This window comes from Streptomyces sp. NPDC093109, from assembly GCF_040701725.1.
Classification (GTDB): Bacteria; Actinomycetota; Actinomycetes; order Streptomycetales; family Streptomycetaceae; genus Streptomyces.
Map to the genome: position 1 here is coordinate 106,374 of NZ_JBFBEZ010000005.1, position 25,219 is coordinate 131,592.

Annotated in this window: 23 protein-coding genes and 1 pseudogene; 9 read left to right on the forward strand and 15 right to left on the reverse strand. The window is 69.5% G+C overall.

Going from position 1 to position 25,219, the window contains the following annotated elements; all coding sequences use genetic code 11:
• Positions 1-98 precede the first annotated feature (98 nt).
• On the reverse strand, positions 99-917 hold the full coding sequence (locus AB0389_RS07495; protein WP_366394374.1) for a hypothetical protein: 819 nt from the start codon (positions 915-917) through the stop codon (positions 99-101).
• Positions 918-1,195: 278 nt separating this feature from the next.
• A pseudogene (locus AB0389_RS07500) lies at positions 1,196-1,414 on the reverse strand (DUF4291 family protein); the annotation flags it as partial.
• A gap of 92 nt (positions 1,415-1,506) precedes the next feature.
• Between AB0389_RS07500 and AB0389_RS07505 the strand changes: the two are divergent.
• Complete coding sequence (locus tag AB0389_RS07505; RefSeq protein ID WP_366394375.1) at positions 1,507-2,427, forward strand: aminoglycoside phosphotransferase family protein; 921 nt, start codon at positions 1,507-1,509, stop codon at positions 2,425-2,427.
• 14 nt (positions 2,428-2,441) lie between these two features.
• Here AB0389_RS07505 and AB0389_RS07510 read toward each other — a convergent pair whose 3' ends face one another.
• Positions 2,442-3,386 carry a regulator gene (locus AB0389_RS07510; RefSeq protein ID WP_366394376.1) on the reverse strand — a complete coding sequence of 315 codons (945 nt, stop codon included), beginning with the start codon at positions 3,384-3,386 and terminating at the stop codon, positions 2,442-2,444.
• Positions 3,387-4,155: 769 nt separating this feature from the next.
• Between AB0389_RS07510 and AB0389_RS07515 the strand changes: the two genes are divergently transcribed.
• The 4 genes from AB0389_RS07515 to AB0389_RS07530 all read left to right on the forward strand — a co-directional run bounded on the left by AB0389_RS07515 (position 4,156) and on the right by AB0389_RS07530 (position 5,448).
• On the forward strand, positions 4,156-4,320 hold the full coding sequence (locus tag AB0389_RS07515) for a hypothetical protein (protein ID WP_366394378.1): 165 nt from the start codon (positions 4,156-4,158) through the stop codon (positions 4,318-4,320).
• Positions 4,317-4,670, forward strand: coding sequence for a hypothetical protein (locus AB0389_RS07520; RefSeq protein WP_366394379.1), 354 nt, complete (start codon positions 4,317-4,319; stop codon positions 4,668-4,670). The genes AB0389_RS07515 and AB0389_RS07520 overlap by 4 nt, the downstream gene beginning before the upstream one ends.
• On the forward strand, positions 4,667-4,942 hold the full coding sequence (locus tag AB0389_RS07525) for a hypothetical protein (protein ID WP_366394380.1): 276 nt from the start codon (positions 4,667-4,669) through the stop codon (positions 4,940-4,942). Before AB0389_RS07520 ends, AB0389_RS07525 begins: the two co-directional genes overlap by 4 nt.
• A gap of 182 nt (positions 4,943-5,124) precedes the next feature.
• The gene (locus AB0389_RS07530) at positions 5,125-5,448 is read left to right on the forward strand and encodes a hypothetical protein (protein ID WP_366394381.1); all 324 of its coding nucleotides are present in this window, start codon (positions 5,125-5,127) and stop codon (positions 5,446-5,448) included.
• A gap of 104 nt (positions 5,449-5,552) precedes the next feature.
• Here AB0389_RS07530 and AB0389_RS07535 read toward each other — a convergent pair whose 3' ends face one another.
• Positions 5,553-6,176: a DUF4291 domain-containing protein gene (locus AB0389_RS07535; RefSeq protein ID WP_366394382.1), complete on the reverse strand. Its 624-nt coding sequence runs from the start codon at positions 6,174-6,176 to the stop codon at positions 5,553-5,555.
• A 412-nt stretch (positions 6,177-6,588) separates the two neighbouring features.
• The gene (locus AB0389_RS07540; protein WP_366394508.1) at positions 6,589-6,999 is read right to left on the reverse strand and encodes an organic hydroperoxide resistance protein; all 411 of its coding nucleotides are present in this window, start codon (positions 6,997-6,999) and stop codon (positions 6,589-6,591) included.
• 114 nt (positions 7,000-7,113) lie between these two features.
• Between AB0389_RS07540 and AB0389_RS07545 the strand changes: the two genes are divergently transcribed.
• On the forward strand, positions 7,114-7,713 hold the full coding sequence (locus AB0389_RS07545) for a MarR family transcriptional regulator (RefSeq protein WP_366394383.1): 600 nt from the start codon (positions 7,114-7,116) through the stop codon (positions 7,711-7,713).
• Positions 7,714-7,778: 65 nt separating this feature from the next.
• Here AB0389_RS07545 and AB0389_RS07550 read toward each other — a convergent pair whose 3' ends face one another.
• From AB0389_RS07550 to AB0389_RS07565, 4 genes are all read right to left on the reverse strand, one after another.
• Positions 7,779-7,970: a DUF1508 domain-containing protein gene (locus AB0389_RS07550; protein WP_366394384.1), complete on the reverse strand. Its 192-nt coding sequence runs from the start codon at positions 7,968-7,970 to the stop codon at positions 7,779-7,781.
• Positions 7,971-8,121: 151 nt separating this feature from the next.
• A complete protein-coding gene (gene asnB, locus AB0389_RS07555; RefSeq protein WP_366394385.1) occupies positions 8,122-9,963 on the reverse strand; it encodes an asparagine synthase (glutamine-hydrolyzing) in 1,842 nt (613 codons plus the stop codon).
• A 262-nt stretch (positions 9,964-10,225) separates the two neighbouring features.
• Entirely contained in the window at positions 10,226-11,725 is a 1,500-nt protein-coding gene (gene mmsA, locus AB0389_RS07560; RefSeq protein WP_366394386.1) for a CoA-acylating methylmalonate-semialdehyde dehydrogenase, read from the reverse strand.
• 450 nt (positions 11,726-12,175) lie between these two features.
• The gene (locus AB0389_RS07565) at positions 12,176-13,084 is read right to left on the reverse strand and encodes a deoxyribose-phosphate aldolase (RefSeq protein WP_366394387.1); all 909 of its coding nucleotides are present in this window, start codon (positions 13,082-13,084) and stop codon (positions 12,176-12,178) included.
• A gap of 179 nt (positions 13,085-13,263) precedes the next feature.
• On the opposite strand from AB0389_RS07565, the gene AB0389_RS07570 reads away from it, so the two are divergent.
• Entirely contained in the window at positions 13,264-14,175 is a 912-nt protein-coding gene (locus AB0389_RS07570) for a sugar phosphate isomerase/epimerase (RefSeq protein ID WP_366394388.1), read from the forward strand.
• A 124-nt stretch (positions 14,176-14,299) separates the two neighbouring features.
• Here the strand turns inward: AB0389_RS07570 and AB0389_RS07575 are convergent, their stop codons facing one another.
• Positions 14,300-16,525, reverse strand: coding sequence for an MMPL family transporter (locus AB0389_RS07575; protein ID WP_366394389.1), 2,226 nt, complete (start codon positions 16,523-16,525; stop codon positions 14,300-14,302).
• Between the two features lie 136 nt (positions 16,526-16,661).
• On the opposite strand from AB0389_RS07575, the gene AB0389_RS07580 reads away from it, so the two are divergent.
• Complete coding sequence (locus AB0389_RS07580) at positions 16,662-17,309, forward strand: TetR/AcrR family transcriptional regulator (protein ID WP_366394390.1); 648 nt, start codon at positions 16,662-16,664, stop codon at positions 17,307-17,309.
• 116 nt (positions 17,310-17,425) lie between these two features.
• Complete coding sequence (locus tag AB0389_RS07585) at positions 17,426-17,659, forward strand: heavy-metal-associated domain-containing protein (protein WP_366394391.1); 234 nt, start codon at positions 17,426-17,428, stop codon at positions 17,657-17,659.
• A gap of 483 nt (positions 17,660-18,142) precedes the next feature.
• Here AB0389_RS07585 and AB0389_RS07590 read toward each other — a convergent pair whose 3' ends face one another.
• From AB0389_RS07590 to AB0389_RS07610, 5 genes are all read right to left on the reverse strand, one after another.
• On the reverse strand, positions 18,143-19,441 hold the full coding sequence (locus AB0389_RS07590; protein ID WP_366394392.1) for a citrate synthase: 1,299 nt from the start codon (positions 19,439-19,441) through the stop codon (positions 18,143-18,145).
• Positions 19,442-19,574: 133 nt separating this feature from the next.
• Positions 19,575-21,827 (reverse strand): ATP-dependent RecD-like DNA helicase, encoded by a 2,253-nt coding sequence (locus AB0389_RS07595; RefSeq protein WP_366394393.1) that lies wholly within the window; start codon positions 21,825-21,827, stop codon positions 19,575-19,577.
• A gap of 217 nt (positions 21,828-22,044) precedes the next feature.
• On the reverse strand, positions 22,045-22,884 hold the full coding sequence (locus AB0389_RS07600) for a sugar phosphate isomerase/epimerase family protein (protein WP_366394394.1): 840 nt from the start codon (positions 22,882-22,884) through the stop codon (positions 22,045-22,047).
• On the reverse strand, positions 22,881-24,044 hold the full coding sequence (locus AB0389_RS07605) for a dihydrodipicolinate synthase family protein (RefSeq protein ID WP_366394395.1): 1,164 nt from the start codon (positions 24,042-24,044) through the stop codon (positions 22,881-22,883). Before AB0389_RS07605 ends, AB0389_RS07600 begins: the two co-directional genes overlap by 4 nt.
• Entirely contained in the window at positions 24,041-25,192 is a 1,152-nt protein-coding gene (locus AB0389_RS07610) for a Gfo/Idh/MocA family oxidoreductase (protein ID WP_366394396.1), read from the reverse strand. Before AB0389_RS07610 ends, AB0389_RS07605 begins: the two co-directional genes overlap by 4 nt.
• Between the last annotated feature and the right edge of the window lie 27 nt (positions 25,193-25,219).

The following is a 25,219-nucleotide window of genomic DNA, read 5'->3' on the forward strand; positions in this document are numbered from 1 at the left end:
CTCGGACCGCCGGTCCGAGTAGTCCAGCAGGAGCTGTCCGCCTCCCCCAGGGCGGACAGTGAACAGCCGGGTCAAGCCTTCAGAGCCCGGCCGGATCATTAGTTCCGGAGGTTGGGGATGGCCTTCTGCTGGTCGGTGTGCCAGTACGAGACGATGGGCTTGTTGACCTCGCCCCAGCCCTTGGGGACCTTGAACGTGACGGGCGTGTCGGTCTCGAAGGTGATGAGGGAGAAGTTGCTGTACTCCTTGGCCGCGCCGTCGTCGACGGAGATGGGCATGACGCCGAGGTAGGCGACGGCGGAACCGGTGAGCTTGATGTTCTCGGACTTGTCCTTCTTGTCGATGGTGGCATTGCCGTCCACGTCGGCGCCGTAGAAGAGCGACGGCATGTCACCCAAGTTGCAGGTGATGCCGGACTTGGCCGTGGCCTTGACGAACATGTAGCCGCCGGCCTGGCTGTCCGTGCCGACCGTGAGGTTCAGGTCGCCGTTTCCGCACGCCTGCCCGTAACCGCCCTTGGCGCTGTCGTCGCTGCCGGAGCCGGAACCCGAGCCGGTGGAACCCGAGCCGCTGGAACCGGAACCGCTGGAACCGGAACCGGTGGAGCCACTGGAGCCCGAGCCGCCGCTGGTGGAGCCGCCCGTCGAACCGCCAGAGCTCGAACCGCCAGAGCTGGAACCGCCAGAGCTCGAACCGCTGCTGTCGGCGTCCGGGCTGGCCGAGGCGGAGTCCGAAGGGGAGGAGGCGCTGTCGCTCGGCGCAGGAGAGGCGGAACTCTCGCTCGCCGAGGGGCTACTGCCGGCGGCCGCGTCGGCGGTGTCGTCCGAGTCGCAAGCGGTGGCGGTGGCGGCGATGGCCGTTACCGCCGTGACCGCCAGGGCAAGGCGGGCGAGACGGGAGGTGGGGCGCGAGCGCATGCGTAACTCCGAAGACTGGGTGGGTTGGTTGTGCTGCGTTCAGAGGTGTCAGCCGAACCACCTGCTCTGCCCGTTGTCATCCGTGGCGAGCTGTCGTGCTGTCCTGCTGTTGTTGAAAACAGTAGAGGTAGGAGTTGTGTAAATGATCTCGCAAATGTTGTGATTCTGTATCAACAGTCTTGTTTTGCTGGGAGGTTGAGAGGGAAGAGGAGGGACCCAAACGCTGGGCGGCCGCCTATCGGTCGCGTGGGTGCCTCGATCGGGGTCACGCGTTCGCATCAGGCTCTGGCACGCGAAGCCACCAGCCGCCCCACCAAGTCGCCACCCGCCGGGTACCCCGTCTCCACCGGCAACAGCGCAGCCGCCGCGGCCAGGTCCCCGTCCCGTACGGCAGCACGCACCCGGTGCGCGAGCGGTGTCACGTCCCGTACGGACACGGTCCACTCATCCGCGTACCGCCGCGCCGCCTCCCCCACCAGCCCGAGCTGAAGTCCCTTTCTCTTTCGTGCCATGCCCGGCTCGTCTGCCACCGCTTCCCGTGGGTACGGTCGCATTGACGTCTGTTGCGGGCCAGGGAGTGGGGAAGGGCATGCCATCTACTGCGGCGGGAAGTGCGGGTACGGGCTTCACGGCGGCCCGCGCCGCAGAGGTGATGGCTCTGGCATGCCGACGCGCAGGACTCGACGGTGACGGCGCCCGACTTCTCCGGCTGGGAGAAAACGCGCTGTTCCGTCTCGCCGCGCACCCGGTGGTGGTACGGATCGCCCGCTCCACGGAATACCTGGAGTCAGCTCGGGGTGAGGTGCTGGTGTCGCGCTGGCTGGCGGGCGAGAGCTTCCCGGTCACGCGGGTGATCGATGACCTCGAACAACCGATGGTCGTCGACGGTCACCCGGTGACGTTCTGGCACCTGATCAAGGAGAGCGACCGGAAGCCGACGTACGGGGAGCTGGGCGGGGTGCTGCGCGACCTGCACGCGCTGAGCCTGCCGACCGGGCTGACGCTGCCCCCGTACCCGGTCCTGGACCGGACGGACCGCCGGATCAACACGGCGGTGGACATAGCGGAGGACGACCGGGCGTTTCTGCGCAAGCGGGCGCGTGAGCTGCGGGACCGGGTGGGGGATCTCCGGTTCGACTCCGAGAAAGGGCCCGTGCACGGGGACGCCCACGTACAGAACCTGATGGTGGACAGGAACGACCGGGTGATCCTGATCGACCTGGAGAGGTTCAGCTACGACTTCCCCGAGTGGGATCTGATGGTCACGGCCACCGAGCACCACAGCCTGGGGTGGCAGAGCCCCGAGGAGTACGGCGACTTCGTCGGTGCGTACGGGCGGGATCTCCGTACCTGGTCCGGATTCCCGACGCTTCGGGCGGTGCAGGAGTTCAACATGACGACGTGGCTCATGCAGAACGTCGCCCAGAGCCCCGAGACAGCGGCGGAGTACGACCGACGTATCTCCTCGCTGCGGAATGACGACGCGCCCCGCGACTGGAACCCGGGCTGAGCTGAGCGCTTCGGCTACTCGCCGTCGTCCAGCCGCTCCATCGCCTCCCGTACCTGCCCGTTGAACTGCTGGACCATCGGGAGCGTCCCGTGAACGGACACCTCGCGCTGGAAGTCGCCCACGTACCGCTGGAACCGGGCGGACTGGAGGGCGTCTCCGGCTTCGACGGCGAGACCGGCGGTCGTCACGGCTGCGTCAAGGTCTCCGTTGAGCAGGTGGCTCTGCGCGAGCACCATGCGGCAGAAGCCCAGCGTACGGGCGTACTTGGGGTCGGTGAGGGCGACGGCGCGCTCGGCGAACCGGACGGCCTCCGCGCCTTGCCCCAGGTCCCGGAAGCAGTGGCAGAACTCGCCGATCAGCTCGGCTTCGTCCATATAAGCGAGCCACTCAGGATCCCCACCGCTGTCGGCTCGCTCGAAGTACCTCTCGGCGTCGTTCATCGCACGGGCGGCGCCCTTGTGATCCTGCGCGGTGGACAGCGCGCGGGCCTCGTGAGCGGAGAAGAGCGCCATGGCCCGTGGGGTCGAACTGCCCTTCCCGCCCTCCACCGACGCGCGGGCGAGCGTGACGGCCCGGGGTGCTCGGCCCAGATAGTTCGCCTGGTGGCTCATGTTGGTGAGGATGCGCGCACCCATCATGCGGTCGCCGGAGACCTGCGTCAGTCGCAGCGTCGACATCAGATAGCGGTCCGCGAGCGCGTGGATTCCGCTGTCGTACGCGCTCCACGCGAGGAGCTGCGACATCTCGGACGCTGCCGCGAACAGCGCTTCCCCCACCTTGGCGCTGTAGCCGGCGCCGAGGAGGGGCAGGACCTCTTCGCGGAAGTAGTGGCGGAACGCCTTGTGCGCGTGTCCGCCGCCGAATTGGAAGTCGAGCTGCATGAAGAACCCGGCGGCGGTCCGGATGGCCGCGACATCGCGCATGCCGACGCGGCGGGTGGCCGGGGCGTCAATGGGCACACCGTCCGGACGGGATACCAGCCAAGCAAGGGCGGCGAAGTGAACATCGCTGTCGGGCACGGGAGGCTCGTTCCCCGGGCTGTCTTCGGGCCGCTGATGCGTAAGACTTTCAAGGGTACTGAGCGCTTCGGCCAGAGAACCGGCGTAGCTCATACCCGCCAAGGGTTCGGGCGTCAGCGCCGTACCGGGGAAGCCAAGATCCTTCGGCGTGACCCTCCGCCGTAACTTCTCGCTCAGTGCTTCGGCGACGAACGCGGCGGTCTGACGCTGGATCCCGCCCCCGTTCAACCAGCGCTGCACGGCAATGTGCGTAGTTCCCACCTGCTCACCGTGGCGCCGCGCAACCTCGCAGACGCGCTTGGCCAGTCCCTTGTTCGAGGACCCGGCCTCCGCCATGACGGCGGCCAACTGATGGTTCGGTGATCTGCTCACGTTCTGCCGACACCCCCAAACGTCACTACGCGTATCCATCCTGTCACAGCAATGTCGGCCAAGGGGGTTCATGGTGAACCCCCATGCCGGAAATTCACGGACCCACGTGTGTACGTGAACCCCCTTATGAACGCTGCCGCACGGCCACAGACGGTCGTTGACTGTCGAGACAAGACACCCCGGCGATGCGTGACGGCATCCCGGGGCATGGCCCACCTGAGGAAAGCAGGTAGACATGCGGAACCTTATCGGCAGGATTTTCGAGTCGCTGCTGAGACTGCTACTTCCCGCCCCCGGAAACCACCGAGCGGCCGAAACCAACTCCTTCGCACACTGCGTGACCCCACCCACGCCGGACGGCCCGCGCGTTCCCGACCCGTACGTCTGGCCCGCGATCCGCGGTGAGGACGTACGCCTCATCCGCCCGTACGTCATCGCGCACGAGCGCGGCACGCGGCCCGGTCCGGCCACGGACACCCACTGGACGGCGGTGGCCCGATGAGCAAGAACCCCCGTCTCCTGCCGTGGCTCGGCCCGGCCGGACAGCGCTCCTACCTGGTGACCGACGACGACGGGAGAAGCCACCTCTCCCGACTCGCCGACCAGATGGAAGAGGTACAGCTCCAGGCCAGTGAAGTCCTCCTCGGCCACGCGGCCGACATGCTCAAGGACGACAACGTCAAGCCGTGGGAACTCCGCTACCTGAGCGCCCGCCTGTACGAAGCGCTGCGCGACACGCTGCGGGTGGCGGAGAGCAGGGGCGACCGTCTTCCTCAACCCGAAGACGACGACACCGGCTCGGACACCGACCTGTACGACGACGCGCCGCCCTCCGAGGAGACACCCTCATGAAGCGGCCGACGCACAAAACGAAACCTGAGTGGCAGATCGAACAGGCAGCGGACCGCCCCATCACCCGCGACCAGAACGGCGCCCTGGCCGTTCCTCTACGCCTCGTCCATCAGGGCGAACACGTAGCCACTCCCCCGCTGCTCCTGACCGTGGCCGAGGCGGAAAAACTTCACGCCTCGCTCTGCTACGCCCTCGACAGCGAGCCCACGCCCGACGACGCACCCGACTGCCGCAAGTCCATCCAGTGCCCCGGCGGCCGGCAACGCTACTGACCTCAAACAACACCGGACCACCCCTCAAACCCTGGCAGGCGCGGGGTGGTCCGGCTGGGGACCGCTCACAAACGATCACGAACCCCGGTGCCGATGGTACCGGGGCCGTCGTCGTGTCCACTTGCGGCGTGCCCCGACAAGGTCAGTGTTCAGCCAGCTTGCGGGGAAAGGGACTTGAGAGAATGGACGGCATCGGGGACGGCACATTCGACGGCGAGGACCTGAACCTCGACGCCCTGCTCTGGACACGCGGCGTCGACTACCTCACCGGCTGGCGGGACGCGACCCAGGCAGCAACAGAGCTGAGCGACGCCCTGACAGCGGCCGGCATCAACTTCCAACTGAGCCGCCTGAGCCTCTGTCGACCAGTCAGCCACGACCAATGGCGCCGGATACTACAGCGCTGCCCTGCCCCCGACCGGGCTGGAGCGGGCGGAGGCAGGAGTGCAGTCCCGCGCCGCCGGGCCGCGCGCGGGGAGCGGAGCGAGCCGCACTTGAGTAAGTGACACAGGTTTCGACAGTTCGAGTGTGCGCGCGGTCAGACTGCGTGGAGTGTGCGCGGGCTGTCCGGCGTGATGCGGTAGGCCAGTTGGGCTCGGTCGGCGCCTGGTCACCGCGGGCACTCGTCAGGCTTTGGCGTCGACACCACCAGCCGCCCCGCCAAATCGTCACCCGCCGGGTACCCCGTCTCCACCGGCAACAGCGCCGCCGCCGCGGCCAGGTCCCCGTCCCGTACGGCAGCGCGCACCCGGTGCGCGAGCGGCGTCACGTCCCGTACGGACACGGTCCACTCATCCGCGTACCGGCGCGCCGCCTCCCCCACCAGCCCGAGCTGAAGTGACCGCAGGGGCAGCGGGTTCAGGTGGAGGTCGCGTTCCGGATCCCACTGCACCCGCGCCGGCGCCCGCTTCAACTCCCTTTTCCAGGAGGCCCGGTCGGCGTGGACCGAGGGCGCGTAGTGCGAGAGGCAGGCGTTCCGCAGCGCCCAGTCGAAGCCGGAGCGGCTGATCTCCACCGCCAGGACCGTCGTCTGACCCTCCTTGGTACCCCAGCCGCTGCGGTACATCATCCAGAGGAACGACGGCTTGATCCATGTCATGCGGTCGCGCTTCCACTCGCCGGGGAAGCGGCCGTCGCGCGCTGCGGGCAGGCCGATTTCGGGCGCGTAGGCCTGGTAGACGGTGATCGTGGATTCCGTGTGGAGCGCGCGGATTCGGTGTTGCGGTTCTGGCATGGGGCAAGGCTGCTGAACCGTGTTCCGGCCGGCCACCGAATATTGCGGGGATGGCGAGCGAAGCGGAACCTGTCAACCGACCGCGGAGGCGGGGCATCGGCCGGTGAGCCGAACGGTATGTCCTCCGATTCTCCAGAGTGGTTACCGTTCACCGGGCGGGGTCGACTGGCAGGTCTCCGGTCGGGTGCGGCACAACGCGAAGCTCGCCCGTGCGGACATGACAAGTTACCGCCGATGTCCACCTATGGATGACGGGAGCCCGGTTTGGGCACAGGAGAGAGCCCGGCACCGGTACCCACAAGACCAATAGCCTTGACCACAGCGGCCAATGCGGGCAGCCCCGAGGCTCCGCTGGCGACGGCCCGCCCGGCCCTCCGGGCGGGCCGTCGCCGTTCCGGGGCCCGTAGCGCCGCTACTCGGTGATGAGGGTGACCTCGATGTTGCCCCGGGTGGCCTTCGAGTACGGGCAGACCTCGTGGGCCTGCCGCACGAGTCCCTCGCCGATCTCGCCGGAGAGACTGTCGGGAAGCTCGACACGCAGGGTGACGGCGAGGCCGAAGCTGGTGCCGTCCTTGCCGATGCCGACCTCGGCGGTCACCGAGATGTCGCTGGTGTCGACCTTCGCCTGCCGGCCGACCAGGCCCAGGGCGCTGGCGAAGCACGCCGCGTACCCGGCGGCGAAGAGCTGCTCGGGGTTGGTGCCCTTGCCGTCGCCGCCCAGCGCCGGCGGCATGGCGAGCGGCAGGTCCAGCTGGCCGTCGGAGCTGACGGCCCGCCCCTCACGGCCGTTCGCAGTGGCCACAGCGGTGTAGAGCGCGTCCATGGAAACCATTCCTCTCGTCCTGGTCGGCGGCTGTCCGCCGCCGTCGAGTAGAAGTAGAGCACACAATTAAATTGTGCGCAATCAAATGCCGCGCACTGAGCTACCCTGGACCCCATGACCGCGACGCCGACCCCGACGACCCCGCCACCCTCCTCGCCGACCCCGACGACCCCGCCACCCTCCTCGCCGACCCCAACCACCACCACCGCCGCCGCCGAGGACTACCTCCGCCTGGACCGGCAGATCTGTTTCTCTCTGCACGCCGCCTCGCGCGCCTTCGGCGGCGTCTACCGCGTCCTCCTGAAGGACCTCGGGCTCACCTACCCGCAGTACCTGGTGATGCTGGTGCTCTGGGAGCGCGGCCCGCTCCCCGTCAAAGAGCTGGGCGAGCAGCTGCGGCTCGACTCCGGGACCCTGTCCCCGCTGCTGAAGCGGCTGGAGAGCGCCGGGCTGCTGCGGCGCGAGCGCGGTACCCGGGACGAGCGGACGGTACACATCCACCTCACCGGGAGCGGTACGGCGCTGCGGGAGCGGGCGCTGACCGTGCCGCCGCGGATCGCGGCGGCCACCGGGTTCGGCCTCGACGAGATCAACGACCTGCGGGCCAGGCTCGACCGGCTCACCCACGCGCTGGACACCGCCGAACTCGACGACGAGGCGGCGGGCGAAGGGAAGAGCGAAGGAAAGGGCGAGGGAGACGGCGGCTGCGCCTGACGGCTGCCGCACCCCGGCGGCCCGCTCGCCCCGCGCACCTCACTCGCCCCACCTCGCCCGGCGGGCTACTTCTTCCCGGTCTCCATGTCCTTCACGGGCGCCTCGGCCGCGTTCGCCTTCACCGAGGCGATGCCCTTCTCCGCGGACGCCTTGCTGTTGTACGCCTCGCCCACGGCGATGATCTCGCCGTTGCCCGCCTTGAGGCGGAAGCGGTGCTTCCCGGCCTTGTCCTGGTAGAGCTCGAAGTGTCCTGACATCGGGTCATCCCTTTCTCGTATCGACCCCCTGTCATATAAACCACCTGGCGGAGAGGGCACCCTCGATCCGCACGGCGAGTCCCGGGCAGCTTCACTCCATTGCCGCCGCCATCAGGCCATTGCCACCGCAGTCAGGCGATGGCCGCCGCCGTCAGGCGAAGGAGACCTCCGGGTTGTAGAGGTCCATCCAGAGCGCGAGGTCCAGGGTCCGTTCCATGCCACGCCGCGACGCCGTCGTGCTCTGCGGGGTGCGGCGCTCCGCGAGGCGCGCGACCTTGGCCGCGTCCACCAGGCCGAAGACCGGATGGTCGGGGCGGGCGAGCAGTTCCCTGGTCTGCTCCTGGAGGGCGACCGCGTACCCGGGGTCCTGGGTGGAGGGGTACGGGCTCTTCACCCGGTCGTACACCGACCGCGGCAGGACATCGGCCGTCGCCTCCCGCAGCAGGCTCTTCTCCCTGCCGTCGAAGGATTTGAAGGACCACGGGGTGTTGTAGACGTACTCGACCAGCCGGTGATCGCAGAACGGCACCCGCACCTCCAGCCCCACCGCCATGCTCGCCCGGTCCTTCCGGTCCAGCAGGATCCGTACGAAACGGGTCAGATGGAGGTGGCAGATCTTCCGCATCCGGTACTCGAAGTCGCTCTCGCCGGACAGCCGTTCGATGCCGGCGACGGCGGTGGCGTAGCTGTCGCGGATGAAGACGGGCAGATCGATGCTCCGGTTCACCTCGGGCCGCAGCACCCCCGCGTCGTCGCCGAAGTGCTCCTCGAACTCGACGAGCCAGGGGTACATGTCGGCCTTCCGCGCGCGCTCGTCGAAGAACTGGAGGTAGCCGCCGAAGACCTCGTCCGCCGACTCCCCGGAGAGCGCGACCGTGGAGCGCTGCCGGATCGCCCGGAAGAGCAGGTAGAGGGAGGAGTCCATGTCCCCTAGCCCCAGGGGGAGATCGCGGGCCCTGATCATCCGGGTGCGGACCTCGGGGTCCGCCAGGGCCGTCGAGTCGAGCACGATGTCCTGGTGGTCCGTGCCCGAGGCGCGTGCGACGTCGTGCACGAAGGGCTCGTCGGGGGTGGCGCGGAACGCGTCGGCGACGAAGTTCTCCGTACGGCCGGCGAAGTCGACGGAGAAGCTGCGTACGGTCTCACCGGTCTCCGCGAGCTGCCGCGCCGCGAGCGCCGTCATGGCGGAGGAGTCGAGTCCGCCGGAGAGGAGGGTGCAGACCGGCACATCGGCCACCAGCTGCCGCCGCACGATGTCGTCGAGGAGCGTACGGACCTGCCGCACCGTCGTGTCGAGGTCATCGGTGTGCGGCCGGGTCTCCAGCGACCAGTAGACGCGCCGGCGCGATCCGGCGCGGTCCACGGTGACGACGGTGCCGGGCTCGACCTCGTACATGCCCTCCCATACGCCGTGGCCGGGCGTCTTGACGAAGGCGAACAGTTCCCGCAGGCCGTCGAGGCCGACCCGGGCGCGGGCGAGCGGGTTGGCGAGAATGGCCTTGGGCTCGGAGCCGAACAGCACCCCGTCGGGCGTCGGGTAGTACGAGAACGGCTTGATGCCCATCCGGTCCCGGATCATCACCAGTTTCTGGTGCCGGCCGTCCCAGATGGCGAAGGCGTACATGCCGTTCAGCCGCTCCGCGACCGCCTCGCCCCACCGGAGATACGCCTGTAGGACGACCTCCGTGTCGGAGTTCGTGGTGAACCGGTGTCCCCTGTCGGTGAGTTCCCGGCGGAGCTCGGTGAAGTTGTACGTCTCGCCGGAGTAGACGAGGGCGAGCGTGCCCTCCGGAGTGTCCAGCGTCATCGGCTGCCGCCCGCCGGGCAGGTCGATGATGGCCAGCCGGCGGTGGCCGAGCGCCGCGGGGCCGCTGATCCAGGTGCCGCGGTCGTCCGGGCCGCGGCAGGACATCGTCTCCGTCATCGCGTCCACGGTGGTGGACGCGGATCTCAGGTCACGGTCGAAGGAGACCCAGCCGGTGATGCCACACATGTGTGTTCTCCTGCTTCCGATCCAGCGCGGGGGCACGCGAGTCACGCGAGTCGTACGACTGCGGACGGTCAACGCGCCTGTCACGGCGGCGGTTACGGGAGAACGGGCCTCGGGCCGAGGCGTACGCGGGTGCACGCGGGTGCACACGGGTGTACGGAGGCGTACGGGGGCGTACGCGACAGCGGCCCGTACGGCATGTGGCGCCGTACGAGCCGCTGTCGGGACGCTGTCGGGACGCTCCGCTGTGTCGGGGCGCTCCGCGTCAGTGGTTGCGCGGGAAGCCCAGGTCCACGCCGGACGGGGCGTCGGCCGGGTCGGGCCAGCGGGTGGTGACGACCTTGCCGCGCGTGTAGAAGTGCACGCCGTCGTTGCCGTAGATGTGGTGGTCCCCGAAGAGCGAGTCCTTCCAGCCGCCGAAGGAGTGGTAGCCGACCGGGACGGGAATCGGTACGTTCACCCCGACCATGCCGGCCTCGATCTCCAGCTGGAAGCGGCGGGCCGCGCCGCCGTCGCGGGTGAAGATGGCCGTGCCGTTGCCGAACGGCGAGGCGTTGATGAGCGCGACGCCCTCGTCGTAGGTCTCCGCGCGCAGGACGCAGAGCACCGGGCCGAAGATCTCGTCGCGGTACGCGTCGGAGTCGGTGGAGACCCGGTCGAGCAGGGACAGCCCGATCCAGTGGCCGTCCTCGTGCCCCTCCACCGTGTATCCCGTACCGTCCAGGACGACTTCGGCGCCCTGGGCCGCCGCGCCCGTGACGTATCCGGCGACCTTGTCGCGGTGCGCCCGGGTGATGAGCGGGCCCATCTCGGAGGCCGGGTCGTCGCCGGGGCCGATCTTGATCTTCTCGGCGCGCTCGCGGATCTTCGCGACCAGTTCGTCGCCGATCGCGCCGACGGCCACGACGGCCGAGATCGCCATGCAGCGCTCGCCCGCCGAACCGTACGCGGCCGAGACCGCCGCGTCCGCCGCCGCGTCGAGGTCCGCGTCCGGCAGGACCAGCATGTGGTTCTTCGCGCCGCCGAGCGCCTGTACGCGCTTGCCGTTGGCCGAGGCGGTGGTGTGGATGTAGCGGGCGATCGGGGTGGAGCCGACGAAGGAGACCGCCGCCACGTCCGGATGCGCGAGGAGGGAGTCCACGGCGACCTTGTCGCCGTGCACGACGTTGAGCACACCGTCGGGCAGTCCGGCCTCGGCGGCCAGCTCCGCCAGCAGGTTGGCCGGGGAGGGGTCCTTCTCGCTGGGCTTGAGGACGAAGGTGTTGCCACAGGCGATGGCCAGCGGGAACATCCACATCGGCACCATCGCCGGGAAGTTGAACGGTGTGATGCCCGCGACGACGCCCAGCGGCTGCCGGATCGAGGACACGTCCACCCGGCTGGAGACCTGGGTGGACAGCTCCCCCTTGAGCTGGGTGGTGATCCCGCAGGCCAGCTCGACGATTTCGAGTCCGCGCGCCACCTCGCCGAGCGCGTCCGAGTGCACCTTGCCGTGCTCGGCGGTGATCGCCGCGGCGATGTCGTCACGGCGCGCGTCGAGCAGCGCGCGGTAGCGGAAGAGAACGGCCGTCCGCTGCGCGAGCGACGAGGTTCCCCACGTGGCGTACGCGGCCTTCGCGGCGGCTACCGCGCTGTCCACCTCTTCGGCGGAGGCGAGGGCGACCTGGGTGGTGACTGCGCCGGTCGCGGGGTCGGTGACCGGTCCCCAGTTGCCCGAGGCGCCCTCGACGGTCTTGCCACCGATCCAGTGGTTGACGGTCTTCATCTCTTCTCTCCCTCACAGACGGCGGTGTGCGCTCCCGGCCACGGAGACAACGGGGCCATCCCACCACGCCGGGACGCGCGGGTCGCCCGAAACTGTGTCTGACGTTCCGGTCTCCGCATAGACACCTGCCGCGGCGCCTCCCGGAGGACGTGCCGCGGGGACGGGAAACCTCCGGCGCGGGGCCGTGCGAGCGGGGAGCACTCGCTCGCGTTCCGCTCCTGCCAGGGCGAAACGGCCTCCGCGCCGGAGGCGATCTGTGCTTGGGCGTCGCGGGGGCTTCCGGGCGAGGTCGGTGACCCCGCCGAAAGCGCTCTCGCCGCCCAGCGGTTCAGTGGATCTCACGGTACGTGCGCACGGTACAACCGCCGGTCCCCAAGGTCTCCGACCACCTCTCCGACCACATCGCCGGCCACACCTCCGACCACACCTCCGACCTCATCGCCGGCCACCTCAGAGGAGCCCCACGGCCGTATCGACGGCGCCTGCCACATCGCCGTCGGACGGATAGAGCAGCGACCGGCCCACGACCAGCCCCTGGACGGTCGGCAGGCGCAGCGCCCCGCGCCACTTCTCGTACGCGCCCTCCTGGTCGCCGCCGGTCTCGCCGCCCAGCAGGACCGCGGGCAGGGTCGAGGTCTCCAGCACCCGCGCCATGTCGTCGGGGTTCTCGGTGACGGGCACCTTCAGCCAGGTGTACGCGGAGGTGCCGCCGAGCCCCGAGGCGATGGCGATCGACCGCGTCACGGCGTCCGCGCCGAGGTCGGTACGGAGCCGGCCGGCGACGCGGCGGCAGAGGAACGGCTCGACGAGGACCGGCAGCCGGCGCTCCGCCATGGCGTCGATGGCGCGCGCGGCGGAGTGGAGGGTGTCGAGGGAGCCGGGGTCGTCGTAGTCGATACGGAGGAGGAGTTTGCCCGCGTCGAAACGGAGCCGGGCGAGGTCTTCGGGACGGTGTCCGGTGAAGCGGTCGTCGAGTTCGAAGGCGGCGCCCGCGAGGCCGCCGCGGTTCATCGAGCCGATGACGACGCGGTTCTCCAGAGCGCCGAGGAGCAGCAGGTCGTCGAGGATGTCGGCGGTGGCGAGTACGCCGTCGACGCCGGGGCGTGACAGGGCGAGGCAGAGCCGTTCCAGCAGGTCGTGGCGGTTGGCCATGGCCAGGGGGCGGTCCCCGACGGCGAGCGCGCCGCGCGCTGGATGGTCCGCCGCGACGATCATCAGCCGACCGGTGGCCAAGGCGTCGCCGGAACCGCCGGCGGGGCGGAGCAGGGGCCGCCGGACGCGGCGCTCGGCGGCCTCGGTGACGGCTTCGGGGTGGCGCGCGCGGATCCCGGCCAGCTCGGACACGTCGACGCGGATCACCTCATCCCTTCGGCAGCGGCGGCGGCCGGGCGCGGCAGATCATGGGGCGATCGTGGGGAGATTCCGGTGCCGGTGCCGGGCACCACCTTGCTGGTCGCGCCCGGGGCCTGTCAACATTTTGTCCTTACATCCGGACGATGGGTTGACACTCTTTCCGAATGGCCTGAAAGCTGACCGGTATGACCTCCTCCGTTCCCACGTCGAACCGCATCAGGGTCGGGTCCGCCCCCGACTCCTGGGGTGTGTGGTTTCCCGACGACCCCCAGCAGGTTCCCTGGCAGCGCTTCCTCGACGAGGTCGCCGAAGCCGGCTACGAGTGGATCGAACTCGGTCCCTACGGCTATCTCCCGTCCGATCCAGAGCGGCTGCGCGACGAGACCGCCCGGCGCGGGCTGAAGGTCTCCGCCGGGACCGTCTTCACCGGGCTGCACCACGGCCCCGCGGTCTGGGAGAAGACCTGGGCCCATGTCGCGGACATCGCCGCGCTCACGCGGGAGATGGGCGCGGAACATCTCGTCGTCATCCCGTCGTTCTGGCGGGACGACAAGACCGGCGAGGTGCTGGAGGACAGCACGCTCACCCCGCAGCAGTGGCGCGACCTGACGGCCCAGACCGAGCGCCTCGGCCGTGAGGTGCGGGACCGGTACGGGCTGAGCATCGTCGTCCACCCGCACGCCGACACGCATATCGACAGCGAGGAGAACGTCAGCCGGTTCCTCGACGCGACCGATCCCGATCTGGTCTCGCTCTGCCTGGACACCGGTCACTACGCCTACTGCGGGGGCGACAGCGTCAAGCTGATCGAGACCTACGGCGAGCGGATCGGCTATCTCCACCTCAAGCAGGTGGATCCGGAGATCCTCGCCGATGTCGTGGCGAACGAGGTGCCGTTCGGCCCCGCGGTCGGCCGCGGGGTGATGTGCGAGCCGCCGACCGGGGTGCCCGCGCTGGAGCCGGTCCTCGCCGCGGCGGCCAAGCTGGACGTGGATCTCTTCGCCATCGTCGAGCAGGACATGTACCCGTGCCCGCCCGACAAGCCGCTGCCCATCGCCACCCGCACCCGCCAGTTCCTGCGGAGCTGCGGCGCGTAGCCAGTGCTGTGACCGGCCGGCCCCGCCTTCGGCGCCGTACGGTACGGACGGATCGCGCCCGTACCGTACGGCCCCCGCCACCGGGGCCGGCCGGGGGTACCGGCCAGGAGTACCGGCCGGGGTGTCAGACCCCGGCGGGGTCCCGGTCACGGACCGGGGGATCCTCGCGATCCGCGGCGGCCGGTGCCGATTCGCCCTCGCTCAGACCGAACCGCTCGTGGAAGCGGCGCAGCGGAGCCGGTGCCCACCAGGTCGCCTTCCCGGTCAGCCGCATCACCGCGGGGACCAGCAGGCTGCGTACGACCATCGCGTCCATGAGCACGGCGAGCGCGAGGCCGAGCCCCAGCATCTTGGTGTTGGTCACCCCCGAGGTGCCTATCGCCACCATGACCACCGCGAGGATGACGGCGGCAGCGGTGATCAGCCCTCCGGTGCGGCTGACGCCGAAGACCACCGCGCGGTCCAGGTCGCCGCCCCGGTCGTACTCCTCCTTGATCCGGGAGAGCAGGAAGACTCCGTAGTCCATGGAGAGCCCGAAGGCGACGCAGAACATCACGACCGGCACGGTCGTCTCGATGTCGCCGGTGGAGGTGAAGCCGAGCAGTCCGGAGAGATGGCCCTCCTGGAAGACCCAGACCATCGCCCCGAACATCGCCGTGAGACTGAGTGCGTTGAGCACGACCGCCTGGATCGGCACCAGCACACTGCCGGTGAGGAGGAAGACCAGCACCAGGGTGGCCACCACGATGACGGCGAGCGCCCAGGGCAGCGCCCCGGCTATGGCGTCCTTGGAGTCGACCAGCACAGCGGCGCTGCCCGTCACCGAGGTGTCGAAGGGGGCCGGCACGGCCCGGATGTCGCGGACGAGCTGCTGGGTGTCCTGGTCCACCGCCTCACCCTTGGGCAGCACCGTGAAGTAGGCGTGCGTGCCCGAGGTGACGGGTCCGTCGGCCGTCAGGACGTCCGGCAGGGCGGCGATCCTGCCTCGGTAGTCGGCGTACTCGGCGGGGGTGGCGGCGCCTTCGGTGAGGATCTGCAGGGCCCCGCCCGGGTTGCCGGCGAAGCTGTCGCGCAGATGCTCCTGAATGACCCGGGACTCCGCGTCCGAGGGGAGCTGCCGGTAGTCGACGGTGCCGAACTTGGCGCCCAGGAAGGGCAGTCCGAGCAGCACGAGCACGGCGGTGGTGCCAAGGGCGAAGAACGGGGCCCTGCGCATCACCAGCTTCGTCATGCGCGCCCAGCCCGCCCCCTCCTCGCGCGGGGCCGACGCGTCGGACCCGTCGCGCCGCCGGCGCAGCAGCTTCCGCAGGTCCAGGGCGTTGACCCGGTGCCCCAGCAGCATCAGCGCGGCCGGCAGCAGGATCAGCGCGGCTGCCGCCGCCAGCAGGACCACCGCTATCCCCGCGTAGGCGAAGGACTTCAGGAAGTACTGCGGGAAGACCATCATCGCGGCCAGCGACACCGCCACGGTCAGCGCGGAGAACAGCACCGTCCGCCCGGCGGTGCGCAGGGTGACGCCCAGCGCCTCGCGGGTCTCCGCTCCGGCGGCCAGCTCCTCGCGGAATCTCCGCACGATGAACAGCGCGTAGTCGATGGCGAGTCCGAGCCCGAGGGCGGTGGTCAGGTTCTGCGCGAAGACCGAGACGTCGGTGAACTCGGTCAGCCCGCGCAGCACCGCGTTGGTGCCCAGGATGGCGACGATGCCGACGCCCAGGGGCAGCAGGGCGGCGATCGCGCTGCCGAAGACCATCACCAGCAGCACCAGCGTCACCGGCAGGGCGATCATCTCGGCCCGCAGCAGATCCGTCTTGATGGTCTCCTGGATCTCGTGCCCGACGGCGACGGGACCGGCGAACGCGACCTTCAACGACCCCTGCGCGCCGCCGTACTCGGGCGTTATCCGGTTCAGGACCGCCATCGCGTCCTTGTCGCCGCCCTCGATCCGCGCCGCGATCAGGGCTTCGTGCCCGTCCTCGGCGCGCAGCGCGGGCGCCTTCGTCTGCCAGTAGGACCCGACGCCGATGATGCCCTTCTCCGCCGCGAGGCGGTCGGTGAGGCGCTGGGCCTCTGCGGCCACCGCGGGGTCGTCGACGCTCCTGCTTCCGCTGTCGACGAGGAGGAGCAGATTGGGCTGGGAGGCCGGGAACTCACGCTCCAGCGCCTTGGTGGCGTACGTCGACTCGGCGCCCGGATCCTCCCAGCCGCCGCTTCCCATATGGTCCGCGACACCGCTTCCGGCGAACACGGCCAGGGCTGTGATGACCAGCGTGACCAGCAGAGAGAGCCTCGGACGCGCGGTCACGAACCGCGTCCAGCCCCCCAGCTGCGATGGCGTGTTGACTTCGGACATCGTGCGGTGTCCCCTTCACCGTGACCCATTGCGCGGGTCGGCCAACATCATAGAATGGAAAACACGAGCCTTCTCTCGCATTACCCAAGAATGCGAGCACACACTCGCATTTGTCAACCGAACCAGAAAGCCGGGGATGGACATGCCGGAGGAGAAGAGCGGCGGCGACACCGTGACGGCCAGGCCGCGCCGCCGCCAGGCGCGCGGTGAACGCCGGATCGCACAGCTCCTCGAAGCGGCGGCCACCGTCTTCTGCACCACCGGCTACACCGCCGCGAGCACCAGCTCCATCGCCCGCGAGGCCGGCGTCTCCCCCGGCACGCTCTACCAGTTCTTCCCCAACAAGGAGGCCATCGCCGTCGAGCTCGGTGACCAGCTCCTCAAACGCTGGCACGCCACGTACGGCGAGGCGCTCACGCCGGCCCATCTCGAACTGCCGCTGGAGGATCTGCTGGACGCCGTCCTCGATCCGCTGATCCAGTTCAACTTCGAGAACCCCGCCTTCGGCGTCCTGATGCACGGCTCCGACATCCCCGGCCATATCTCCCTGGAGCACGACGCGCTCCACTCCGCCGCACTCACCCGGATCGAGGAGATCCTCGCCGGCTACCTCCCCGACGCCCCCCGCGCCGATACCGCTCGGACCGCCCGGATGGTCTTCACCGTCTTCAAGGGCGGACTCGACCTGATCCTCGCCGCGGAGCCCGCCGAGCGGGAGGCGTACATCGCCGAGCTGAAAACGGTCCTCCGCCGCTACCTCGACCCGCTCGTCGGGTGCCTCTGAGGCACCCCGGGGGCACCGGCGACCCGCACGCTCCCGCGGTTCGCTTTCATACCCCCTAGGGGTACAGTCGATGGCGAGCGCATCGCTCTGCCAGAACCCCCGAAGAGGAGTACGCCATGACCACCGAGGCGAAGAGTCAGGTCACCACCGTCTACCGGGTCACCGGCATGACCTGTGGCCACTGCGAGGGCGCCGTCACCGGCGAGATCTCGGGCATCGAGGGGGTCATCTCCGTGCAGGCCGCCGCCGCGACCGGAGAGGTGACCGTCGTGTCGCAGGCACCGCTGGACGAGGCCACCGTACGGGCGGCCATCGACGAGGCGGGATACGAACTGGCCGGGCAGTCCTGACCCGACCCCTCGATCACAGGCACAATCAAGCCATTCCCTCCATTTGCCTGGTTACCACTCCTCTGGACCTGTGACCCTTCACATGCACCACAAGTCCTTCACAAAGAGATCTAGATCACATAGATTGCGGGGTAACCATTAGGCCATCTCGCGTGTCTAAGAGGACGATGCCAGAAGAACGTCTTGGGGGACGTTCGATGGGATCGCAGGGGATGTCTTGGGGGACATCCCAGGCAAGCGATTGGCCGGGGCACGTGCACCGGGGAGCTTTGAGCGGCCCTCCCGTACGTACCCCGGTCCGACCGCGCGAGTAGCCGTTCTGGTTACGGCAGACGCCCGGCCCGGATCCCGTGGGGGGAATCCGCTCCGGGGATATGGAAAGCGCCCCGCTCACCGACCCGTGGGGGGATCGGTGGCGGGGCGCTTTTCGCCGTGAACGGCGAGGTCGAACCGTACGGCCGCGAGGTGCGGGTGCGACCGGTGTCAGCGGCCTTCGACCGGCACGAAGTCACGCAGGACCTCGCCGGTGTAGATCTGGCGCGGACGGCCGATGCGCGAGCCGGGCTCCTTGATCATCTCGTGCCACTGGGCGATCCAGCCGGGCAGCCGGCCGAGCGCGAACAGCACGGTGAACATCTCGGTCGGGAAGCCCATGGCCCGGTAGATCAGACCGGTGTAGAAGTCCACGTTCGGGTAGAGCTTGCGCTCGACGAAGTAATCGTCGGCCAGCGCGTGCTCCTCCAGCTTCAGCGCGATGTCGAGCAGCTCGTCGGACTTGCCGAGCGCCGAGAGGACATCGTGCGCCGCCGCCTTGATGATCTTCGCCCGGGGGTCGAAGTTCTTGTAGACGCGGTGCCCGAAGCCCATGAGCTTCACGCCGTCTTCCTTGTTCTTCACCTTGCGGATGAAGGTGTCGACATCGCCGCCCGACGCCTGGATGCCCTCGAGCATCTCCAGCACCGACTGGTTGGCGCCGCCGTGCAGCGGGCCCCAGAGGGCACTGATGCCGGCCGAGATCGAGGCGAACATGTTCGCCTGCGAGGAGCCGACCAGCCGCACGGTGGAGGTCGAGCAGTTCTGCTCGTGGTCCGCGTGCAGGATGAGCAGCTTGTCGAGCGCGGCGACCACGACCGGGTCCGGCTCGTACTCCTGCGCCGGGACCGAGAAGGTCATCCGCAGGAAGTTCTCGACGTACCCGAGGTCGTTGCGCGGGTAGACGAAGGGGTGGCCGATCGACTTCTTGTACGCGTACGCCGCGATCGTCGGCAGCTTGGCGAGCAGCCGGATCGTGGAGAGGTGGCGCTGCTTCTCGTCGAACGGGTTGTGGCTGTCCTGGTAGAACGTGGAGAGCGCGCTGACCACGGAGGACAGCATCGCCATCGGGTGCGCGTCACGCGGGAAGCCGTCGTAGAACCGCTTGACGTCCTCGTGCAGCAGGGTGTGCTGCGTGATCTCGTTCTTGAACGTGGCCAGCTCGTCAACGGTCGGCAGCTCACCGTTGATCAGCGTATACGCCACCTCGACGAAGCTGGACGACTCCGCCAGCTGCTCGATCGGGTAGCCGCGATAACGCAGGATCCCCTGCTCGCCGTCGAGATAGGTGATCGCGGACTTGTAGGCGGCGGTGTTGCCGTAGCCGCTGTCCAGCGTCACCAGACCCGTCTGAGAACGGAGCTTCCCGATGTCGAAGCCCGTATCGCCGACGGTGCTGTCGATCACCGGATAGGTGTACTCGCCGTCGCCGTACCGCAGTACTACCGCGTTGTCGCGTTTCTCGCTCACGTCATCCCTCACCGACGTAGTGCCTCTTCTTCGAGGTGCCCTGACTGTCTCTACCATCCCCCATTTGGCTCAGGAGAGTGCACTCGGGGTCGGCCATTAGGCCTTTTGGCGGCACTCAGTGCCGCCAACCTGCTTATCCTGCCCCGTTCGCCCCGGTTGTGGGAAGTCGCGGTGCGGGAAGTGCCCCGAGCCGATGATCGAGGGCAGTGAAGCGTCTGCCCGCGGAAACCGTGCGCACCGCCTGCCCTATCGCTTTTCTGGATCCGACCAGCACGACGAGCTTCTTGGCACGGGTCACCGCCGTGTAGAGCAGATTCCGCTGGAGCATCATCCAGGCGCCGGTGGTGACCGGGATGACCACGGCCGGGTACTCGCTGCCCTGGGAGCGGTGGATCGTCATGGCGTACGCGTGCGCCAGCTCGTCCAGCTCGTCGAAGTCGTACGGCACCTCCTCGTCCTCGTCCGTCAGGACGGTCAGCCGCTGGTCGTCCAGGTTGAGCGCGGTAACGACGCCCACCGTGCCGTTGAAGACCCCGTTCTCCCCCTTCTCGTAGTTGTTGCGGATCTGGGTGACCTTGTCGCCGACCCGGAAGACCCGGCCGCCGATCCGCTTCTCCGGGAGATCGGGCCGGCCCGGCGTGATGGCCTGCTGGAGCAGTCCGTTCAGCGCGCCGGCGCCGGCCGGGCCGCGGTGCATGGGGGCCAGCACCTGGACGTCACGCCGCGGGTCAAGACCGAATTTGGCGGGAATCCGATGGGCCGCGACCTCGACCGTGACCCGGCCGGCGTCCTCCGTCTCGTCCTCCACGAAGAGGAAGAAGTCCGCCAGCCCGTCGGTGAGGGGCGGCGCCCCGGAGTTGATGCGGTGCGCGTTGGTCACCACGCCCGACTGCTGGGCCTGCCGGAAGATCCGGGTGAGTCTGACCCGCGGCACCGGGCCGCCCTCGGCGAGCAGATCACGCAGCACCTCCCCGGCCCCGACCGACGGAAGCTGGTCCACGTCCCCGACCAGCAGCAGATGCGCGCCCGGCGCCACCGCCTTGACCAGCTTGTTGGCCAGCAGCAGATCCAGCATCGACGCCTCGTCGACCACCACCAGATCGGCGTCCAGCGGCCGGTCCCTGTCGTACGCCGCGTCCCCGCCGGGGCGCAGCTCCAGCAGCCGGTGCACCGTGGAGGCCTCGGCGCCGGTCAGCTCGGCCAGTCTCTTGGCCGCCCGGCCGGTGGGAGCGGCGAGGACGACCTTGGCCTTCTTGGCCCGTGCCAGCTCGACGATCGAGCGGACCGTGAAGGACTTCCCGCAGCCGGGGCCGCCGGTCAGCACGGCGACCTTCTCGGTGAGCGCGAGCCGGACCGCGTCCCGCTGCTCGGGGGCCAGCTCGGCGCCCGTACGTCCGGCCAGCCATGTCAGCGCCTTGTCCCAGGCCACGTCCCGGAAGGCCGGCATCCGGTCCTCGCCGGTACGCAGCAGGCGCAGCACCTGGCCGGAGAGGGACAGCTCGGCGCGGTGGAACGGCACGAGATAGACCGCGGTGACCGGCTCGCCGCCGTCAGGACCGGGCACCTTCTCCTTGACGACTCCCTCGTCCTCGGCCGCCAGTTCGGCGAGGCACTCGATGATCAGGCCGGTGTCCACCTGGAGCAGTTTGCCCGCGTCCCGGATGAGCTGGTCCTCGGGCAGGAAGCAGTGTCCCTGGTCGGTGGATTGCGACAGCGCGTACTGGATTCCGGCCTTGACCCGTTCGGGGCTGTCGTGCGGGATGCCGACGGCCTGGGCGATCCGGTCCGCGGTGAGGAACCCGATGCCCCAGACGTCGGCCGCGAGCCGGTACGGCTCGTTCTTCACGACCGAGATCGAGCCGTCGCCGTACTTCTTGTAGATGCGGACGGCGATCGAGGTGGAGACACCGACTCCCTGGAGGAAGACCATGACCTCCTTGATGGCCTTCTGCTCCTCCCAGGCGGCGGCGATCATCTTCGTCCGCTTGGGGCCGAGGCCGGGCACCTCGACGAGCCGCTTCGGCTCCTGTTCGATGATGTCGAGGGTGTCGACGCCGAAGTGGGTGGTGATCCGGTCGGCCATCACCGGGCCGATGCCCTTGATCAGGCCGGAGCCGAGATAGCGGCGGATGCCCTGGATCGTGGCGGGCAGGACCGTGGTGTAGTTCTCCACCGTGAACTGCTTGCCGTACTGGGAGTGCGAAACCCAGCGCCCCTCCATCCGCAGGGACTCGCCGGGCTGCGCGCCGAGCAGCGAACCGACCACGGTGAGGAGATCGCCCCCGCGGCCGGTGTCGACGCGGGCGACCGTGTAGCCGTTCTCCTCGTTGGCATACGTGATGCGCTCAAGGACGGCTTCCAGAACGGCCATCGGTGGATTGGACATGCCCCGACGCTACCGTCCGGCTCCGACAGTCCGGTCGGCCTGTGGACAACTCCGCGCACTACCAGGGGCCCGGTCCGTCGGACCGGGCCCCACGCGCTCCCCCTCGAACAGGGCCTTCCGATCCCCCCGGATCCATACCCCGAAGGCCCTGTTGACATATACGACTCACGTCACCCCGGGAGGGTTGTACGGATCCGCAGAGTTATTTTCTCCGCGGTCACCAGGTGTGCGTGACGTATCGGCGCGTGACCTCGGTGAGGAGTTCCACGCCGTCGCGCGCCCAGAGTCCGTCGTTGAACAGCTCCACCTCGATGGGGCCGGTGTAGCCGGCCGCGTCCACCCGTTCGCGCCAGGCGCGCATGTCGATGGAGCCGTCACCGATCTGGCCGCGGCCGTTCAGTACGCCGGCCGGGAGCGGGGTGATCCAGTCGGCCAGCTGGAAGGTGAAGATCCGCTCCGCCGCGCGGGCGACGGCCGCGGGCGCGCGGTCGTCCCACCAGATGTGGTACGTGTCCACGGCCACCCCGACCTGGTCGGCGGGGAAGCGTTCCGCCAGGTCGAGGGCCTGGTCGAGGGTGGAGACCACACAGCGGTCGGACGCGAACATCGGGTGCAGCGGCTCGATCGCGAGCCGGACGCCCCGCTCGGCCGCGTACGGCGCCAGTTCGGCCAGCGCGTCGGCGATACGTTCGCGGGCGGCGATCAGGTCCTTGTCGCCCTCGGGGAGGCCCCCGGAGACCAGCACCAGGGTGTCCGTGCCGAGCGTCGCCGCCTCGTCGATCGCGGCCCGGTTGTCGGCCAGCGCCTCGGCACGCGCGCGTGCCTCCACCGCGGTCAGGAAGCCGCCGCGGCAGAGCGTGGTGACGGCGAGGCCCGCGTCGCGGACGAGCTTGGCCGCGGCCTCGACGCCGTACGCCTGGACGGGTTCGCGCCAGAGCCCGACGCCCGGTACGCCGAGGCGTACGCAGGCTTCGGTCAGCTCGGGCAGCGACAGCTGCTTGACCGTCATCTGGTTGATGCTGAACCGGCTCAGGCCGGGGGTGGCGCGCTCGGTCATCGGTCCACTCCGTACACGCTGAGCAGGGACCTCATCCGGGCCGCGGCCAGTGCCGGGTCGGGGAACAGGCCGAGGCCGTCGGCCAGTTCGTACGCCCGGGCCAGATGCGGCAGGGAGCGGGCGGACTGGAGGCCGCCGACCATCGTGAAGTGGTCCTGGTGGCCGGCCAGCCAGGCGAGGAAGACGACGCCCGTCTTGTAGAAGCGCGTGGGCGTCTGGAAGAGATGCCGGGACAGCTCGACGGTGGGGTCGAGGAGATCGCGGAAGCCCTTCGTGTCGCCGGTGTCCAGGACCCGTACGGCCTCCGCCGCCAGGGGCCCCAGCGGGTCGAAGATGCCGAGCAGCGCGTGGCTGAAGCCCTGCTCGTCGCCGGCGATCAGCTCGGGGTAGTTGAAGTCGTCGCCGGTGTAGCAGCGCACGCCCTTCGGCAGCCGGCGGCGCAGCTCGATCTCGCGGTCCGCGTCCAGCAGCGAGATCTTGATGCCGTCGACCTTGTCGGGGTGGTCCGTGATGACCTGGAGGAACGTCTCGGTCGCCGCGTCGAGGTCGGCGCTGCCCCAGTAGCCGTCCAGCGCCGGATCGAACATGGGGCCGAGCCAGTGCAGGACGACCGGTTCCGCGGACTGCCGCAGGAGGTGGGCGTAGACGTCGAGATAGTCGTCCGGGGTGGTCGCGGCGGCGGCGAGGGCCCGCGAGGCCATCAGGATGGCCTGCGAGCCGCTCTCCTCCACGAGGGAGAGCTGCTCCTCGTACGCCGCGCGGACCCGGTCCAGGGAGTGCGTTCCGGGGGCCAGCTGGTCGGTGCCCACGCCGCACGCGATCCGGCCGCCGACGGCCTTGGCCTCGGCCGCCGAGCGGCGGATCAGCTCGGCCGCGCCCGCCCAGTCCAGCCCCATGCCGCGCTGCGCGGTGTCCATGGCCTCGGCGACCCCGAGGCCGTGCGACCACAGGTGCCGGCGGAAGGCGAGGGTGGCGTCCCAGTCGACGGCGGCGGGCGCGTCCGGGCTGATGTCGGCGTACGGGTCGGCGACCACGTGCGCCGCGGAGAAGACCGTACGGGAGGCGAGCGGCGAGGCGCCCGCGGCGAACCGGGCCGGCTCGCCGCGAGGCGTGTACGCGCGCGTGCCGCCGTCCGGGGCGGGGAGGCGGAGGGTGGTCACAGCGTCAGCTCCGGGACGTCGAAGCGGCGGCCCTCCGCCGAGGAGCGCAGTCCCAGCTCGGCGAGCTGGACACCGCGCGCGCCGGCGAGGAGGTCCCACTGATAGGGCTCGTCGAGCACGACATGGCGCAGGAACAGCTCCCACTGCGCCTTGAAGCCGTTGTCGAACTCGGCGTTGTCCGGCACCTCCTGCCACTGGTCGCGGAAGGACTCGGTGACGGGCAGGTCGGGGTTCCAGACCGGCTTGGGCGTGGCGCTGCGGTGCTGGACACGGCAGTTGCGCAGCCCGGCGACGGCGGATCCGTGCGTACCGTCGACCTGGAACTCGACGAGTTCGTCGCGGTTGACGCGGACCGCCCAGGAGGAGTTGATCTGGGCGACGGCGCCGCCCTCCAGTTCGAAGATCCCGTACGCGGCGTCGTCGGCCGTGGCGGCGTACGGCTTGCCCTGCTCGTCCCAGCGCTGCGGGATGTGGGTGGTGACGTGTGCCTGGACGCTCAGGACGCGCCCGAACAGCTCGTGCAGGACGTACTCCCAGTGCGGGAACATGTCGACGACGATGCCGCCGCCGTCCTCCGCGCGGTAGTTCCAGGAGGGGCGCTGCGCGTCCTGCCAGTCACCCTCGAAGACCCAGTAGCCGAACTCTCCCCTTACGGAGAGGATGTCGCCGAAGAATCCGCCGTCGATGAGGCGCTTCAGCTTCAGCAGGCCGGGCAGGAAGATCTTGTCCTGCACGACGCCGTGCTTGATCCCGGCCGTCCGGGCCAGCCGGGCCAGTTCGAGGGCGCCTTCGAGGTCGGTCGCGGTCGGCTTCTCCGTATAGATGTGCTTTCCTGCGTCGATCGCCTTCTTGATGGCATCGACACGGGCCGAGGTGACCTGCGCGTCGAAGTAGATGTCGATCGTGTCGTCGTCGAGAACGGCGTCGAGGTCGGTGGACCACTCGGTCAGACCGTGCCGCTCGGCGATCTCCCTGAGCGCGTGGTCGCGGCGGCCGATGAGGACGGGCTCGGGCCACAGCACCTCGCCGCCGCCGAGATCCACCCCGCCCTGCTCACGGATCGCGAGGACGGAGCGGAGCAGATGCTGCCGGTACCCCATTCGCCCCGTGACGCCGTTCATGGCGATCCGCACTGTCCTTCGTGTCACGAAGTTCCCTCCATACAGCCGCAGCAA

What these genes read in the sequence shown, in the direction of transcription:
- AB0389_RS07525 (WP_366394380.1), top strand. Translation starts at nt 4,667, where the DNA reads ATGAAGCGGCCGACGCACAAAACGAAACCTGAGTGGCAGATCGAACAG.
- AB0389_RS07585 (WP_366394391.1), top strand. Translation starts at nt 17,426, where the DNA reads ATGACCACCGAGGCGAAGAGTCAGGTCACCACCGTCTACCGGGTCACC.
- AB0389_RS07550 (WP_366394384.1), bottom strand. Translation starts at nt 7,970, where the DNA reads ATGTCAGGACACTTCGAGCTCTACCAGGACAAGGCCGGGAAGCACCGC.
- AB0389_RS07520 (WP_366394379.1), top strand. Translation starts at nt 4,317, where the DNA reads ATGAGCAAGAACCCCCGTCTCCTGCCGTGGCTCGGCCCGGCCGGACAG.
- AB0389_RS07595 (WP_366394393.1), bottom strand. Translation starts at nt 21,827, where the DNA reads ATGTCCAATCCACCGATGGCCGTTCTGGAAGCCGTCCTTGAGCGCATC.
- AB0389_RS07540 (WP_366394508.1), bottom strand. Translation starts at nt 6,999, where the DNA reads ATGGACGCGCTCTACACCGCTGTGGCCACTGCGAACGGCCGTGAGGGG.
- AB0389_RS07535 (WP_366394382.1), bottom strand. Translation starts at nt 6,176, where the DNA reads ATGCCAGAACCGCAACACCGAATCCGCGCGCTCCACACGGAATCCACG.
- AB0389_RS07505 (WP_366394375.1), top strand. Translation starts at nt 1,507, where the DNA reads ATGCCATCTACTGCGGCGGGAAGTGCGGGTACGGGCTTCACGGCGGCC.
- AB0389_RS07545 (WP_366394383.1), top strand. Translation starts at nt 7,114, where the DNA reads ATGACCGCGACGCCGACCCCGACGACCCCGCCACCCTCCTCGCCGACC.
- mmsA (WP_366394386.1), bottom strand. Translation starts at nt 11,725, where the DNA reads ATGAAGACCGTCAACCACTGGATCGGTGGCAAGACCGTCGAGGGCGCC.
- AB0389_RS07530 (WP_366394381.1), top strand. Translation starts at nt 5,125, where the DNA reads ATGGACGGCATCGGGGACGGCACATTCGACGGCGAGGACCTGAACCTC.
- AB0389_RS07575 (WP_366394389.1), bottom strand. Translation starts at nt 16,525, where the DNA reads ATGTCCGAAGTCAACACGCCATCGCAGCTGGGGGGCTGGACGCGGTTC.
- AB0389_RS07600 (WP_366394394.1), bottom strand. Translation starts at nt 22,884, where the DNA reads ATGACCGAGCGCGCCACCCCCGGCCTGAGCCGGTTCAGCATCAACCAG.
- asnB (WP_366394385.1), bottom strand. Translation starts at nt 9,963, where the DNA reads ATGTGTGGCATCACCGGCTGGGTCTCCTTCGACCGTGACCTGAGATCC.
- AB0389_RS07570 (WP_366394388.1), top strand. Translation starts at nt 13,264, where the DNA reads ATGACCTCCTCCGTTCCCACGTCGAACCGCATCAGGGTCGGGTCCGCC.
- AB0389_RS07580 (WP_366394390.1), top strand. Translation starts at nt 16,662, where the DNA reads ATGGACATGCCGGAGGAGAAGAGCGGCGGCGACACCGTGACGGCCAGG.
- AB0389_RS07495 (WP_366394374.1), bottom strand. Translation starts at nt 917, where the DNA reads ATGCGCTCGCGCCCCACCTCCCGTCTCGCCCGCCTTGCCCTGGCGGTC.